Origin of the sequence: Acetobacter senegalensis, from assembly GCF_001499615.1 — a bacterium.
GTDB lineage: Bacteria > Pseudomonadota > Alphaproteobacteria > Acetobacterales > Acetobacteraceae > Acetobacter > Acetobacter senegalensis.
Window position 1 is genome coordinate 2,050,001 of the sequence record NZ_LN606600.1, and the last position, 12,378, is coordinate 2,062,378.

12 protein-coding genes, 1 tRNA gene, 2 rRNA genes and 1 pseudogene are annotated in these 12,378 nt (G+C 55.0%); 12 read left to right on the forward strand and 4 right to left on the reverse strand.

The genetic code is table 11. From position 1 onward, the window contains the following. Positions 1-38: 38 nt before the first annotated feature. The 4 genes from ASN_RS09350 (at position 39) to ASN_RS09365 (ending at position 3,733) form a co-directional block, all read left to right on the forward strand. Positions 39-2,779, forward strand: a 23S ribosomal RNA gene (locus ASN_RS09350). 111 nt (positions 2,780-2,890) lie between these two features. Beyond that, positions 2,891-3,006, forward strand: a 5S ribosomal RNA gene (gene rrf, locus ASN_RS09355). 29 nt (positions 3,007-3,035) lie between these two features. Further along, positions 3,036-3,112, forward strand: a tRNA-Met gene (locus ASN_RS09360). 360 nt (positions 3,113-3,472) lie between these two features. After that, positions 3,473-3,733 (forward strand): hypothetical protein, encoded by a 261-nt coding sequence (locus tag ASN_RS09365; RefSeq protein WP_058988009.1) that lies wholly within the window; start codon positions 3,473-3,475, stop codon positions 3,731-3,733. Here ASN_RS09365 and ASN_RS20540 read toward each other — a convergent pair. The 4 genes and pseudogenes from ASN_RS20540 to ASN_RS09385 form a co-directional block, all read right to left on the reverse strand. Then, positions 3,710-4,693: pseudogene (locus tag ASN_RS20540) on the reverse strand (recombinase family protein); the annotation flags it as partial. The gene ASN_RS09365 and the pseudogene ASN_RS20540 sit on opposite strands and share 24 nt — an antisense overlap. 14 nt (positions 4,694-4,707) lie before the next feature. Continuing rightward, complete coding sequence (locus ASN_RS09375) at positions 4,708-5,088, reverse strand: helix-turn-helix domain-containing protein (RefSeq protein WP_058988011.1); 381 nt, start codon at positions 5,086-5,088, stop codon at positions 4,708-4,710. Beyond that, a complete protein-coding gene (locus ASN_RS09380) occupies positions 5,078-5,401 on the reverse strand; it encodes a type II toxin-antitoxin system HigB family toxin (RefSeq protein ID WP_058988012.1) in 324 nt (107 codons plus the stop codon). The genes ASN_RS09375 and ASN_RS09380 overlap by 11 nt, the downstream gene beginning before the upstream one ends. A 101-nt stretch (positions 5,402-5,502) precedes the next feature. Further along, positions 5,503-5,709: a hypothetical protein gene (locus ASN_RS09385; RefSeq protein ID WP_058988013.1), complete on the reverse strand. Its 207-nt coding sequence runs from the start codon at positions 5,707-5,709 to the stop codon at positions 5,503-5,505. A gap of 128 nt (positions 5,710-5,837) precedes the next feature. On the opposite strand from ASN_RS09385, the gene ASN_RS09390 reads away from it, so the two are divergent. From ASN_RS09390 to tnpB, 8 genes are all read left to right on the forward strand, one after another. Further along, on the forward strand, positions 5,838-6,563 hold the full coding sequence (locus tag ASN_RS09390) for a DUF2726 domain-containing protein (protein ID WP_058988014.1): 726 nt from the start codon (positions 5,838-5,840) through the stop codon (positions 6,561-6,563). A 203-nt stretch (positions 6,564-6,766) separates the two neighbouring features. Further along, positions 6,767-7,447, forward strand: coding sequence for a DNA methyltransferase (locus ASN_RS09395; RefSeq protein WP_058988015.1), 681 nt, complete (start codon positions 6,767-6,769; stop codon positions 7,445-7,447). Positions 7,448-7,817: 370 nt separating this feature from the next. Then, a complete protein-coding gene (locus tag ASN_RS20545) occupies positions 7,818-8,006 on the forward strand; it encodes a transcriptional regulator domain-containing protein (RefSeq protein ID WP_407922307.1) in 189 nt (62 codons plus the stop codon). Between the two features lie 49 nt (positions 8,007-8,055). Then, entirely contained in the window at positions 8,056-8,541 is a 486-nt protein-coding gene (locus tag ASN_RS09400) for a DUF2285 domain-containing protein (protein WP_058989257.1), read from the forward strand. Positions 8,542-8,887: 346 nt separating this feature from the next. Continuing rightward, positions 8,888-9,568: a hypothetical protein gene (locus ASN_RS09405; protein ID WP_157765163.1), complete on the forward strand. Its 681-nt coding sequence runs from the start codon at positions 8,888-8,890 to the stop codon at positions 9,566-9,568. Between the two features lie 419 nt (positions 9,569-9,987). Continuing rightward, the gene (locus tag ASN_RS09410) at positions 9,988-11,295 is read left to right on the forward strand and encodes a hypothetical protein (protein ID WP_157765164.1); all 1,308 of its coding nucleotides are present in this window, start codon (positions 9,988-9,990) and stop codon (positions 11,293-11,295) included. A 339-nt stretch (positions 11,296-11,634) separates the two neighbouring features. Beyond that, positions 11,635-11,994, forward strand: coding sequence for an IS66-like element accessory protein TnpA (gene tnpA, locus ASN_RS19220; protein ID WP_058986867.1), 360 nt, complete (start codon positions 11,635-11,637; stop codon positions 11,992-11,994). Next, positions 11,991-12,338, forward strand: a complete 348-nt coding sequence (gene tnpB, locus ASN_RS09420; RefSeq protein WP_010510701.1) for an IS66 family insertion sequence element accessory protein TnpB — start codon at positions 11,991-11,993, stop codon at positions 12,336-12,338. The genes tnpA and tnpB overlap by 4 nt, the downstream gene beginning before the upstream one ends. The last annotated feature ends 40 nt before the right edge of the window (positions 12,339-12,378 follow it).

Consider the following 12,378-nt stretch of genomic DNA (forward strand, 5'->3'; position numbering starts at 1 on the left):
ATGTCTCAGGATGTATGGATGGTTTCTGTGCATGGGGTGAGTGAGCGCGATAAGGGCATTCGGTGGATGCCTTGGTACCAGGAGGCGATGAAGGACGTAGCACGCTGCGAAAAGCTACGGGGAGCCGCGAGCAGGCTTTGATCCGTAGATATCCGAATGGGGCAACCCACCCGCAAGGGTATCACAGTCTGAATACATAGGGCTGTGAGGCGAACCCGGGGAACTGAAACATCTCAGTACCTGGAGGAAAAGACATCAATTGAGATTCTGCTAGTAGTGGCGAGCGAACGCGGAACAGGCCAGTCATTTTTGAAGAAGAAGCAGAAGGATCTGGAAAGGTCCGCCATAGTGGGTGATAGCCCCGTATGCGTAGTGTCTTTGAGAATGCTTGAGTAGGGCGGGGCACGTGAAACCCTGTCTGAACATGGGGGGACCACCCTCCAAGCCTAAATACTCCCTGGTGACCGATAGTGAACAAGTACCGTGAGGGAAAGGTGAAAAGCACCCCGACGAGGGGAGTGAAATAGACCTGAAACCGAATGCCTACAAGCAGTCGGAGCCTCTTATGGGGTGACGGCGTACCTTTTGTATAATGGGTCAGCGAGTTTCTGTTTGCAGCGAGCTTAAGCCGATAGGTGTAGGCGTAGCGAAAGCGAGTCTGAATAGGGCGCCGAGTTGCTGGCAGAAGACCCGAAACCGAGTGATCTAGCCATGGCCAGGCTGAAGGTGCGGTAACACGCACTGGAGGGCCGAACCCACGCCTGTTGAAAAAGTCGGGGATGAGCTGTGGCTAGGGGTGAAAGGCCAATCAAACTCGGAAATAGCTGGTTCTCCGCGAAATCTATTGAGGTAGACCGTCAGGTATTTACCCCGGGGGGTAGAGCACTGGATGGGCTAGGGGGGCCCAAAGCCTTACCAAACCTAACCAAACTCCGAATACCCGGAAGTATAGCCTGGCAGACAGACAGTGGGTGCTAAGGTCCATTGTCGAGAGGGAAACAGCCCAGACCACCAGCTAAGGCCCCCAAATCGTGGCTAAGTGGGAAAGGATGTGGGGATTCCAAAACAACCAGGAGGTTGGCTTAGAAGCAGCCATCCTTTAAAGAAAGCGTAATAGCTCACTGGTCTAATAGAAACCCTGCGCCGAAAATGTAACGGGGCTCAAGCCACGTGCCGAAGCTGTGGGTGCATATCTATGATATGCGCGGTAGCGGAGCGTTCCGTAAGTCTGTGAAGGAGACGGGGTGACCCTCTCTGGAGATATCGGAAGTGCGAATGCTGACATGAGTAGCGACAAACAGTGCGAGAAACACTGTCGCCGAAAGTCCAAGGGTTCCTGCGCAAGGTTAATCCACGCAGGGTTAGTCGGCCCCTAAGGCGAGGGCGAAAGCCGTAGTCGATGGGAATCAGGTGAACACTCCTGAACCTGTCAGAAGTGACGAATGCAAGATGTTGTCAGTCCTTAATGGATTGGACTGGCTTTTTGCGCATTCCAGGAAATAGCTCTGGCGTATAGACCGTACCCGAAACCGACACAGGTGGACTGGTAGAGAATACCAAGGCGCTTGAGAGAACGATGCTGAAGGAACTAGGCAAATTACTCGTGTAACTTCGGGATAAGCGAGACCCGTTGGTGGGCAACCATTGGCGGGTGGCACAGACCAGGGGGTAGCGACTGTTTAGTAAAAACACAGGGCTCTGCGAAGTCGAAAGACGACGTATAGGGCCTGACGCCTGCCCGGTGCCGGAAGGTTAAGAGGAGGTGTGAGAGCACTGAATTGAAGCCCCGGTAAACGGCGGCCGTAACTATAACGGTCCTAAGGTAGCGAAATTCCTTGTCGGGTAAGTTCCGACCTGCACGAATGGCGTAACGACTTCCCCGCTGTCTCCAGCATCGGCTCAGCGAAATTGAATTCCCCGTGAAGATGCGGGGTATCCGCGGTCAGACGGAAAGACCCTATGAACCTTTACTGCAGCTTTACAGTGGCATCAGAGACATTCTGTGTAGGATAGGTGGGAGGCTTTGAAGCGGGGGCGCCAGTTCCCGTGGAGCCATCCTTGAAATACCACCCTGAATTTTTCTGATGTCTAACCGCGGTCAGTTAGCCTGATCCGGGACCCTGTATGGTGGGCAGTTTGACTGGGGCGGTCGCCTCCCAAAGTGTAACGGAGGCGCGCGATGGTGGGCTCAGGCCGGTCGGAAACCGGCTGTTGAGTGCAATGGCATAAGCCCGCCTGACTGCGAGAGTGACAGCTCGAGCAGAGACGAAAGTCGGCCATAGTGATCCGGTGGTCCCGCGTGGAAGGGCCATCGCTCAACGGATAAAAGGTACTCTAGGGATAACAGGCTGATCTCCCCCAAGAGTCCACATCGACGGGGAGGTTTGGCACCTCGATGTCGGCTCATCACATCCTGGGGCTGGAGCAGGTCCCAAGGGTTCGGCTGTTCGCCGATTAAAGTGGTACGTGAGCTGGGTTTAGAACGTCGTGAGACAGTTCGGTCCCTATCTGCCGTGGATGTTGGAGACTTGAGAGGATTTGTCCCTAGTACGAGAGGACCGGGATGAACACACCTCTGGTGCACCGGTTGTCGCGCCAGCGGCACCGCCGGGTAGCTAAGTGTGGACGGGATAACCGCTGAAAGCATCTAAGCGGGAAACCCACCTCAAAACTAGGTCTCCCCAAGGGCCGTGATAGACCATCACGTCAATAGGCCAGGTGTGGAAGCGCAGTAATGCGTGTAGCTAACTGGTCCTAATCGCCCAATAGGCTCACTCTCTTACCGTTCCCTTAAAAGAACGGCCCGTGCACAGAAATCATCCATGCAAAACGTCATACTTCATCATACCCAACCGTCCACACCACCCCAACTCAAGGGTGATTTGGATGACCTGGTGGCCATGGCGGGGAGTGATCCACCCGATCCCATCCCGAACTCGGCCGTGAAAACCCCCAGCGCCTATGATACTGCGGCTTAAGTCGTGGGAAAGTCGGTCGCCGCCAGGTCTTCCAAATCACCCTAAAATCACCACAAACGCGGGGTGGAGCAGCCCGGTAGCTCGTCAGGCTCATAACCTGAAGGCCGCAGGTTCAAATCCTGCCCCCGCAACCATGATACCGACACTCCCGTGAGTCCAGCTCCAGGAGTGTTTCTTTTTTCAGCCTTTCCAATGGTTTGCTGCTCGATCCAATTTAAGATCGTCCCCAGTTCTCCATACAACATCGCGTCGATCTCGCCCCGGTTCGGGCCGGGCGTCAGCACGACCTTCTCGATTAGCGCCCGAAGTGCCTCAGCGGCTTCCAGTCGTTCCTCGGGACGGTTGAGGGAGTCGGTCAGGCGGCCGATCTTGCGGGCATAGACTGCCGAAGCACTAGGCAGCAGGTCCGGCACAGCGTCAGGCACGTCGGCCAGCAGTGACGCCAGTTCTGCCTTGCGGGCTTCGAGCGTGTCCATCTCCGCTTTCATGCTGGGATGGAACATTCCTTCCTTGATGGCTTCGATGATGCCCCGGATCTGCTTTTCGACCCTCACCTGTTCCACCTGCCAGACATCAGCATTGGACCGGCGCTCGCGATTGAGGCGATTGGTCTCCTCGGCATAGGCACGCATGGCTTCGGCCGCGATTTCCGGCGCCATCATCCGGTCCTTCAGTCCGGAGAGCACGCGGCGTTCCAGATCGGGGCGAGGGATGGTCCGACTGTTGGTGCAGGAGCCGTTGGTGACATGGCCTGAACAGGCGAAGCGGTCGGAACCGCGCAGCGTGTAAGGACCACCACACTGGCCGCAAAACAGCAAACCCGAGAGCAGGGATTTCGGGCGACGCGTACCGTTGAGCCGATTTCGCTTGTGATGCGCCCTTACAGCTTCAGTGACGTTGACGTATTTTTCGGCGATGACGCTCTGACGGGCTTTGGTCGCCTGCCAGAGTGCGTTATCGACGATCTGCAGATCGGGCACGTCTGTGATGACCCATTCTGACTCCGGGTTCAGGCGCGAGACGCGCTTGCCCGTGGAGGGATCTTTCACATAGCGCTGACGGTTCCAGACTAGGCGGCCGATATACAGCTCATTGTTGATGACGCCGGTGCCGCGCTTCACATGGCCCCGGATAGTGGTGTCACTCCACAGCTTGCCATCGGGGCCGGTGACGCCCTGATCGTTCAGCGCCTTGGCAATGGCGCGCGGACCGATGCCGGCGGCGAAGTCGCGGAAGATACGACGGACGACGCGGTAGCCGTAGCAGAGGCCACCACCAGATTTGCCATCCTCGACCCGACCGCGCAGGCCACGATGGGTCTTGGCCGCGAGGTCTTTCAGGAAGAGGGCATTCATGGTGCCCTTGAGGCCGACATGCAATTCTGAGATTTCGCCCTCGGCCAGGGTGACGATCGGCACGCCGGCGAATTTCAGATGCTTGAACAGGGTAGCGACATCGGCTTGGTCGCGCGAGATGCGGTCCAGTGCCTCGGCCAGCACGATGTCGAACCGTCCGGCCTGGGCATCCTGCAACAGGGTCTGGATGCCGGGACGCAGGATCATGCTGGCGCCGGAGATGCCCGCGTCTTTGTAAGCGCCGACCACCTTCCATTTCTCGCGCTTGGCGTGTTCCCGGCAGATGCGGAACTGGTCCTCGATCGACGCCTCGCGCTGGTTGTCGGACGAGTAGCGGGCATACAGGGCGACGCGGGTCATGGGGATGTTCCTTATCAGGCGACCTTGTCCATCCGGCTGGGCCGGATCAGCACCTCGGCCGAGATGCCGAGGCCGTCATGCAACTGGCGGATCATGTCGATCGACAGGCCACGCTTGCGGTTCAGCACGTCGGCTACCCGGTTGCGCGGGCCGATCATCGGCTCCAGATCCTTGCGGGTGAGCCCCTGCTGCTCCATCCGAAAGCGGATCGCCTCGACAGGATCGGGCGGGTCGATCGGATGGTGCTTGGCCTCATAGGCGTCGATCAGGGTCGCCAGCACGTCGAGCCTGTCGCCGTCCAGTGTGCCGCTCTTCGCACCCCATAGCCGCCCGACTTCTCCCAGCGCTGCGTCATAATCCGCCTCGTTGCGGATGGGCTTCAGATCAGCCGTCATGTTCCACCTCCGTCACGTCGATCCTGTCATACGCCTTATGCGTGCCGATCCATTTGATCCAGACGATGCTTTTCTCGAAATCGACCGCCACAACCAGGCGATAGGCATTGCCCTTGATGTTGAAGACGATCCGCTCGGCGCTGACGATGCTGGCCGTGGCATAAAGCCGCTTCACATCGGCGGTGCTCGTCCACGCAGCTTTGCCGACTTCGGCGAACCAGGCGTCCAGCGCCGCCTTGACGGCCGACTGGTCCTTCTGGCCCGCCAGACTGTCGACGAACTCTCTCAGCGTGCGTCGGGCAATGATCCTCATTGACTGACCTTATATCACGGGACCATAATGGTCACAAGAAAAATGCACGACTGCCTGGCGAGAGGTTGTTCGCCGGGGAAAACGCAGCCGGGGAGGGGAAGCTACCGCATGGGGCCGGATCGGTTCTGCCGGGCCTGTTTCCGCTCCAGGGCGCTGGCACGCTCGAACTGCTCGCGAGCCATCTGACGGCCGATCAGGCGGGCGAGCGAGCGAATGGTGTCATTGGACGGGCGGAACGCGTCTTCGGCCGTTTCCGCCTCGGCGGGGCCGAACACTTCGATCCTGATCCTGTCGGGTTTGCGTGCCATCCTGTCCACCTTCCGGGTCGTGGGGCGACAGGAACGATGAAGGACAGGAGAAGGGGATTTGAGAAGACCGTGCGCCGGTCGATGCGGTAATCGGCGGTGATCGCGCAGAAAAGGGAGGCTTATCGGTTGTGGAAAAGGTGATCATTCTTCTGGCGATTGGATATGCCATCGGATTCTATATCCGGGGGCGGCGCGCGACGGCGGATCTGGCACAGGCAGGGCAACAGATTGCCGAGAGGAATGCCCGACTTCAGAGTCTGGATCGTCAGATATCTGGACGCGACACAGAGCTTTCGTCGTTACGCCGCCGGATTTCCACACTGGAAACACAGGCCGCCGACCAGAAGAAGGACGCAGAGCGTCGGCGGCAATATTTTCAGGACAACGACCTCTCCAATACGCAAAACCAGTTACATTTCATCAGTCCGTGCAGTCTGCGGGCCTTCCGTCCCGTCAATAAGGAGGCTGTGCAGGTGCTCTACGCGCTTGACGAGTGGATCAGGACGTATCAGCCCGACTGGCGTTTCGCTTTCGAAGTTTCGATGGGCGGGTTCATCAGAACGACCTACGATCCGGAAGATCCGCGCCAGAAGCAGGCTTTCAGTTCCTATAGCGGCAAGCGTGTCGATTTCCTGCTGATTGATCGCTATGGGCTGCCTGTATTGGTGATCGAATATAATGGCACAGGCCACGACCTGTCTGGCGATGCGGATGACCGCATGGCGGTGAAGCGTCTGGCTTTGCAGAAGGCGGGTATCCCGCTGCTCGAAATTCCCGAAAAGATGGCCAGGCTCCAAATCATGGCTGCCATCTCCGAGGCCGCCGGGGCGGCTCTCAAGGTAAAAACAGGCTAAGGGCTCCGCCCTCGCGCCGGCAAGGGTGCGCGTCAGCAGGCTGACGCCGCCCGATGGGGTGTCCCCGATCTTCCTCCGCTACGCTCCGTGCAGACCGGGAGAGACCCCTCCCCATCGGTCGCCCTTGCCGTTGCTACCCCGCTGCTCGCCGCGAGGCAGAGGAACAGCGGGGGCTGTTCCTCGCGGAACAAAGGGCAAAGACCATGACCGGCAACACCACCACGGCAACCGATTTCCGCAATACCATCCTCAACGGCGACAGCGTGCAGCTCATGCGCGCACTTCCTCGCAATGCGGTGGATTTCATCCTGACAGACCCGCCTTACTTGGTAAATTATCAGGGCAGGGACGGCCGGAAGGTCCGTAACGACGATAACGCGCGTTGGCTCCGGCCGGCGGTCAACGAGATGCACCGTGTTCTGAAATGGGGCGGTCTTGCCGTCAGCTTTTACGGCTGGAACAAGATCGACCTCTTCGCTGATGCCTGGAAAGCGGCAGGGTTCCGTATGGTCGGGCATATCGTCTTTCGCAAATCCTACGCGTCATCGTCGGGGTTTCTGCGCTATGAGCACGAAAGCGCCTATCTGCTGGCGAAAGGGAACGTAAAGCGGCCCGGTCAGCCAGTGCCGGACGTGATCGACATGCCGTATTCCGGGAACAAACTGCATCCGACGCAAAAGCCCGTCGCGGCGCTGCTGCCCCTGGTGGATGCGTTCTGCCCGGCTGGTGGCCTGGTGCTGGACCCGTTTTGCGGTTCGGGTTCCTCGCTGGTGGCGGCGCAGCATCTTGGGCGTGACTGGCTGGGGATGGAACTGGACGCGGACCACGCGGCAACGGCGACCCGGCGGCTGGCCTGGCACGCGGCGAAGAAAATAGCGGCATAGGGAGTGAACGCCGCAGGGCCGACAATTCGGTTCTGCGGTGCACCCTTCCTTGGTCTGTCTGTCCGCACAAATTTGCGCCGATCCGACTTCGCGGATCGGCGGCGGGAAGATGGAAAATAAGCGACGCTCGCCGGGCGAGTGCCCGGCTCGCGGAATATTCTGGCACGGGCGGACGAACGTCGTAACGTCGTGCGATCGCGTTACGAGATCGACATATCTCCAAATGCAGTCTGCACAAAATCTTCCTTTTGCGCATCCTGATTGTCCTGCTGCCCGAAGCAGGCGCAAGAGGAAGGGTAACGCGATGCTGATGTCAGATTGGCAGTCGCCGGCCGCTTACGAACATGCACAAGACATTGCTGCTGCCGGCATGGCCTGGGAATATCTTCGACGTGACGGTGAATACCGTCGCGCGTTTCAGCGAACGAAAGCGCTTGCCGCCCCGAAGTCAGGGGGCAGCAAAGCCTTTTCCAAACGATGGGGTTTGCGATTTCCCTGTCGACCCGACGCAGCCTGCTGGCCGCACGCCTGTCTTCTGGATACCGGAACTCTCGCCTGACGTCATAGAACTGCGTGCATCTCTCACGGATGCGGATGATCCGGCCGCCATGCCGATCAATCTCGCGGAATTAACGGACCTTGTTGCGCGGCTGGATGAAAATGATGCATGGCATGGTTTTTGGCAGCCTAGCACGTCTGCGCATCAGTTCTGGCTTCCGACACGTCCGGTGGATGGACCCGCCACCTATGTCGTGATCATACCGGTTGATAAGTTGCTGGAGCTTCGCGCGGAAGCTGTGCTGCGTTTATGGCGCGCGCTGGTTAGCCGGTCCGAGGGCAGGCGGGCTCATGATTTCCCAAAGCAGACGCAGGATCGGCATATTCTAATGCTCAGGGCGTTTGATGGTCGGGCCGCTGGTGTGAGCTACCGCAAACTTGCCGAGGTCTTACTCGGGTTTCAAGGCAGGAAGGCGGACTGGGACAGTGATCCACGTAAAAATCAGGTTCGCCGCCTTGTCGCCGACGGTAGGTACTATGTTCGGGGAGGCTATCGTGATTTGCTGCACTATCCGATCCGACTATTGGAATGCTGAGGTTTGTCCGGGAGTGGCTGCTCCTTTCTTTCTTGCGATCGTTATTAGAGCCGCTTTTTGCTATGCCACGTAGCGGATATGATCGGTGCAAAGCTCTGTTGCCGAATGAGGCTGACGTTCGAATATCAGGTCAAAAAGATGACGCTCCGGGGATGCGAGCTATTTGAATGGACCTAGAAAAACAGGTATCTATAAATAGAAAGCTATAGGTATTCTCAACACTAGGAGACAACAATTGACCCTAAATATTGTTTGGAGAGATCCTAGATCCAGAGTTCATTTTTTTTCAGATTCGCGAGTCAATTTGGGCGCATCGTCAAGCGATTTCGGTATTAAGATAAATAGAATGCCTTATAATATATATGGTCCCGCCATAGATGGAGAAGAACCCTCCCTTATTCGATGTGGAGATATTGCCATCACATTTGCCGGTTACAGCATTATACCATTGATGATGAAGGAGGCTCTGGCAGAAATTCTTTTCAAGGTCCAAGCCGTTCCGGGGTGGTCCGACTATGACATGGATGCATTGTCTAAATTTATTTTCCATGCATTCGACACCATAGCGCGAGATGCAGATTTCAAAACTAATGGTAAAATTAATGTCGGTATTATATTTGGAGGGTGGTGTGAAAAGGCATGTAAGCACCGGATTTATAAAATGGAACTGACAGAAACAACGATTCCTTCATTAACTGAGGTTCTTTTACAACCGGGTGAGATAGAGGTGATGGGAAGCGGTAAAGCCGAAGCTGAGCGTATTCTCGAAGGACAGCCGCTAACCCCACGTACTATCGTTGGAGCACTCAAATCCGTCATTGACGATCCTGAAGTGCCAAGCGTGGGAGGAAATATTCAGTACGGTGATCTTGATGCGAATAGATTTCGTCCTCATGGAGTAATAGAAATCAATGGCAATTATGTACATTACTGGAGAGGTTTAATTGACCTTAATTCTGAGGAATTCACAAATTCTACCTCTCTTATCCCAAATATTCCTCATATTGATTTGGCTAAAATATTATGATGTGTATTATATTTTGGCTAAAAATTCTAACGATTAAGGCCCTGTCCAAATTGGGTTGATAGCTGGATGATGATACTCAACGTAAATTTTTTTTTGGTCATAATAGGCCACGTAGCTACCTTAGGTTTGCGCAAAGTGCAGATCGGGTTGTCTGCCAGAAAAAGCGCATTGGGTTCCGCTCATTCGTGCAGGACGCACTGGGGGTGTCCATAGTGACATCGCAGATAGTTAGAACCATCCGCCGTTGATATGAGTTCCTTGGAGCCTATTCGCCAAATGGGCGATGGAGTTTCATCACGGTACGCTAATAGGCAACGCTGATGAGCAGATAAAATAAGGACTGCAGAAACTCAATCTGCTAAAGTCATGATAAATTCCCAGAATTTGGTAATAAAGTGGATAAGTGAGGGCCTGAGATTATGAGCAGTCACAATGAACACGAAATCGAGCCAGGCTCAGCAATTGTGGTTGGCGTACCCAAAGGATGGAAGCCTCATGGCCGAACTGGTTCTTTGCTCCGCAAGGAAAAAGGCCATTGGATGGGGCCCATGCTCGAAGTCGAAAGTGGTTTGGTGCCGCTACGTCAATTGGATGCTATTTACGAGGCCGTTAGTCGATCATCGATCCGTCCAGATATATATTACTTGAATTGGTTTGTGGATTGTTTTGGTCACCTTTCCGGAAATATTTCCGAAATTAAAAAGCAGGTCGCAGAGAATAATATTCTCCTTGCGGAAGTGATAGATCGCGTCGAAGAGTTGCAAGCGTGGAAGAATACCCAACTTAGCACAGACATTGAATTTGTACGGGAAAATCTTCTCCTAGCGTTATCTCTGCCTCTGGATAAGGCCAAGGAACATATCAAACTAATTTATTCGGATGCTGATCAGATTCTGAGACGACTTCGAAAGTTGGTTGAGGTGTCACTTGGAGAACTTAAGAAGACAGATGCCCGTCGAATTGCTCTATTGGAACAACTGGTAACGTTCAGTGGATATCAGTCCGTGATTTTGCTGTTGATGGATTTTGATAGCAAAGCAATTGAGAATATTACGGAAGTGAAAGATTTTATCGAGAAAAAATCAATCGAGCTAATGTCAGAATGGACTGACGGAGTTGATTTGCGCGCAGCAGTTTCCAATAAAAAAGGATTGGAAACGCTCCTATTCTTAATGGAAACTATTGACTCCATACAACCATCAGATCGTATTTTGAACATTTTTTGGGATGTTCCACGCATTGAGGATCGGCCGAATATCACCGGATATACATCTATTACCGTAACAGGTCCGTATAAATCGTCTGAATCCCAGATTTCTCTAATCGACGCGACATTGCCGAAAATAGATATCTCGAGAACTTCCTACACTTTTATACGGCGTGGCCAAGTTTTCTATCGAGGCTACAATTATCGCCTACAGGGCGAGCAGGTTTTCATTGCAGAGGAAGACGGGTATGCCTTCAAAGAATATTACCAAGACTCCGAAGACTACAAAATTCTAGTCGTTAGAGTGTCAAGGCTGCCCATTCAGGGTCTACTTCATCATATTGAGCGTCTGGCGGGAGTTGTCGAGAATATTAAAAATATCCATGATCGAGCTGTTTTTTCTCGTGCACATCCTGATTTGGCCCACGAACTTGCACTCCTATGTGGCAAGCAATCTGATAAATTCGAAGGAATAATTCTGCGCATTCCTGAGACTCCCTCGGTGAACAGCATCGAGTAGTGGAAAAGTGGAGATTCAGTTTACTGGTCATAACGATCCTTCTCAATAAACATTTCCTATCGAGGTGCCGGAATCGATCCCACCTGATTCCGGCACTCTCCAGACCGCCGACCCTCCGCCACGGTTCGCCATGGCCCGCTGTCGTGACCGACAGCCGCCGAACCCAACCGGAGGCCCGATCATGCTCGATCCCAAGACGGGGTTGCCGCCCCGTTTCCTGCGCACGCCGGATGCGGCGCGCTGTAACCGGCCGTTTGAGGCCGCCTTATGATTAAAGATTGTGACTGGTAACTTACCGTCGTTAACGACGTCGTTATTGACGTCATTTGAGAGGTAAGAATGGCCCAGGAAATCCTGATTGGTGTTGAACGCCGTCGCCGCTGGTCGGATGAACGCAAACTGGCGATACTGTCTGAAGTTGGTGTGGATGGAGCGAGTGTATCGGATGTGGCACGTCGGCATGACCTGACCCGCCAACACCTTTACCAATGGCGGAGTTCATTCCGTCAAAGACTATCTTCGCCAGATCAGTCTGTGGCGTTTATTCCTGTTGCTTCAGTGACGACACCTGCTGTGACATCTGGCGGTGGACCTGACGAACTGGCCATAGTGCTGCGCAATGGCCGTAGTATCAGGGTGACGGGACATCCTGCCGAAGATCTTCTGGCCCGGGTCATCCAGATTGCGGAGACGGCATGATTGGCGTGGGCAACGGCGTGCGTGTCTATCTGGCCTGCGGGGTGACCGATATGCGCAAGGGCATATCGGGTCTGGCAGCACTGGCACAGGACGTGCTGCGTCAGAACCCGACATCAGGGGCGCTCTTTGCTTTTCGTGGTCGCCGTGGCGACAGGATCAAGCTTCTGATGTGGGACGGTCAGGGGTTCTGTCTTTATTACAAGGTGCTTGAGAAGGGACGTTTTCCATGGCCGTCTCCGGCAGAGGGCGTTGCACGCCTGACGACAGCACAGATGGCCATGCTGTGGGAAGGCATGGAGTGGAGACGCCCTTCCTGGTCTGCACCACCGTCTCGCGTAGCCTGATTTTTATGGCGTGATCGTGTAGAACCTTTTGAATTTTCTT

Bases quoted from the DNA above. Each gene is read 5' to 3' on its own strand.
- ASN_RS09365 (WP_058988009.1), top strand. From the start codon at position 3,473: ATGGAACATTCCTTCCTTGATGGCTTCGATGATGCCCCGGATCTGCTT.
- ASN_RS09375 (WP_058988011.1), bottom strand. From the start codon at position 5,088: ATGACGGCTGATCTGAAGCCCATCCGCAACGAGGCGGATTATGACGCA.
- ASN_RS09380 (WP_058988012.1), bottom strand. From the start codon at position 5,401: ATGAGGATCATTGCCCGACGCACGCTGAGAGAGTTCGTCGACAGTCTG.
- ASN_RS09385 (WP_058988013.1), bottom strand. From the start codon at position 5,709: ATGGCACGCAAACCCGACAGGATCAGGATCGAAGTGTTCGGCCCCGCC.
- ASN_RS09395 (WP_058988015.1), top strand. From the start codon at position 6,767: ATGACCGGCAACACCACCACGGCAACCGATTTCCGCAATACCATCCTC.
- ASN_RS20545 (WP_407922307.1), top strand. From the start codon at position 7,818: ATGGCCTGGGAATATCTTCGACGTGACGGTGAATACCGTCGCGCGTTT.
- ASN_RS09400 (WP_058989257.1), top strand. From the start codon at position 8,056: ATGCCGATCAATCTCGCGGAATTAACGGACCTTGTTGCGCGGCTGGAT.
- ASN_RS09405 (WP_157765163.1), top strand. From the start codon at position 8,888: ATGCCTTATAATATATATGGTCCCGCCATAGATGGAGAAGAACCCTCC.
- ASN_RS09410 (WP_157765164.1), top strand. From the start codon at position 9,988: ATGAGCAGTCACAATGAACACGAAATCGAGCCAGGCTCAGCAATTGTG.
- tnpA (WP_058986867.1), top strand. From the start codon at position 11,635: ATGGCCCAGGAAATCCTGATTGGTGTTGAACGCCGTCGCCGCTGGTCG.
- tnpB (WP_010510701.1), top strand. From the start codon at position 11,991: ATGATTGGCGTGGGCAACGGCGTGCGTGTCTATCTGGCCTGCGGGGTG.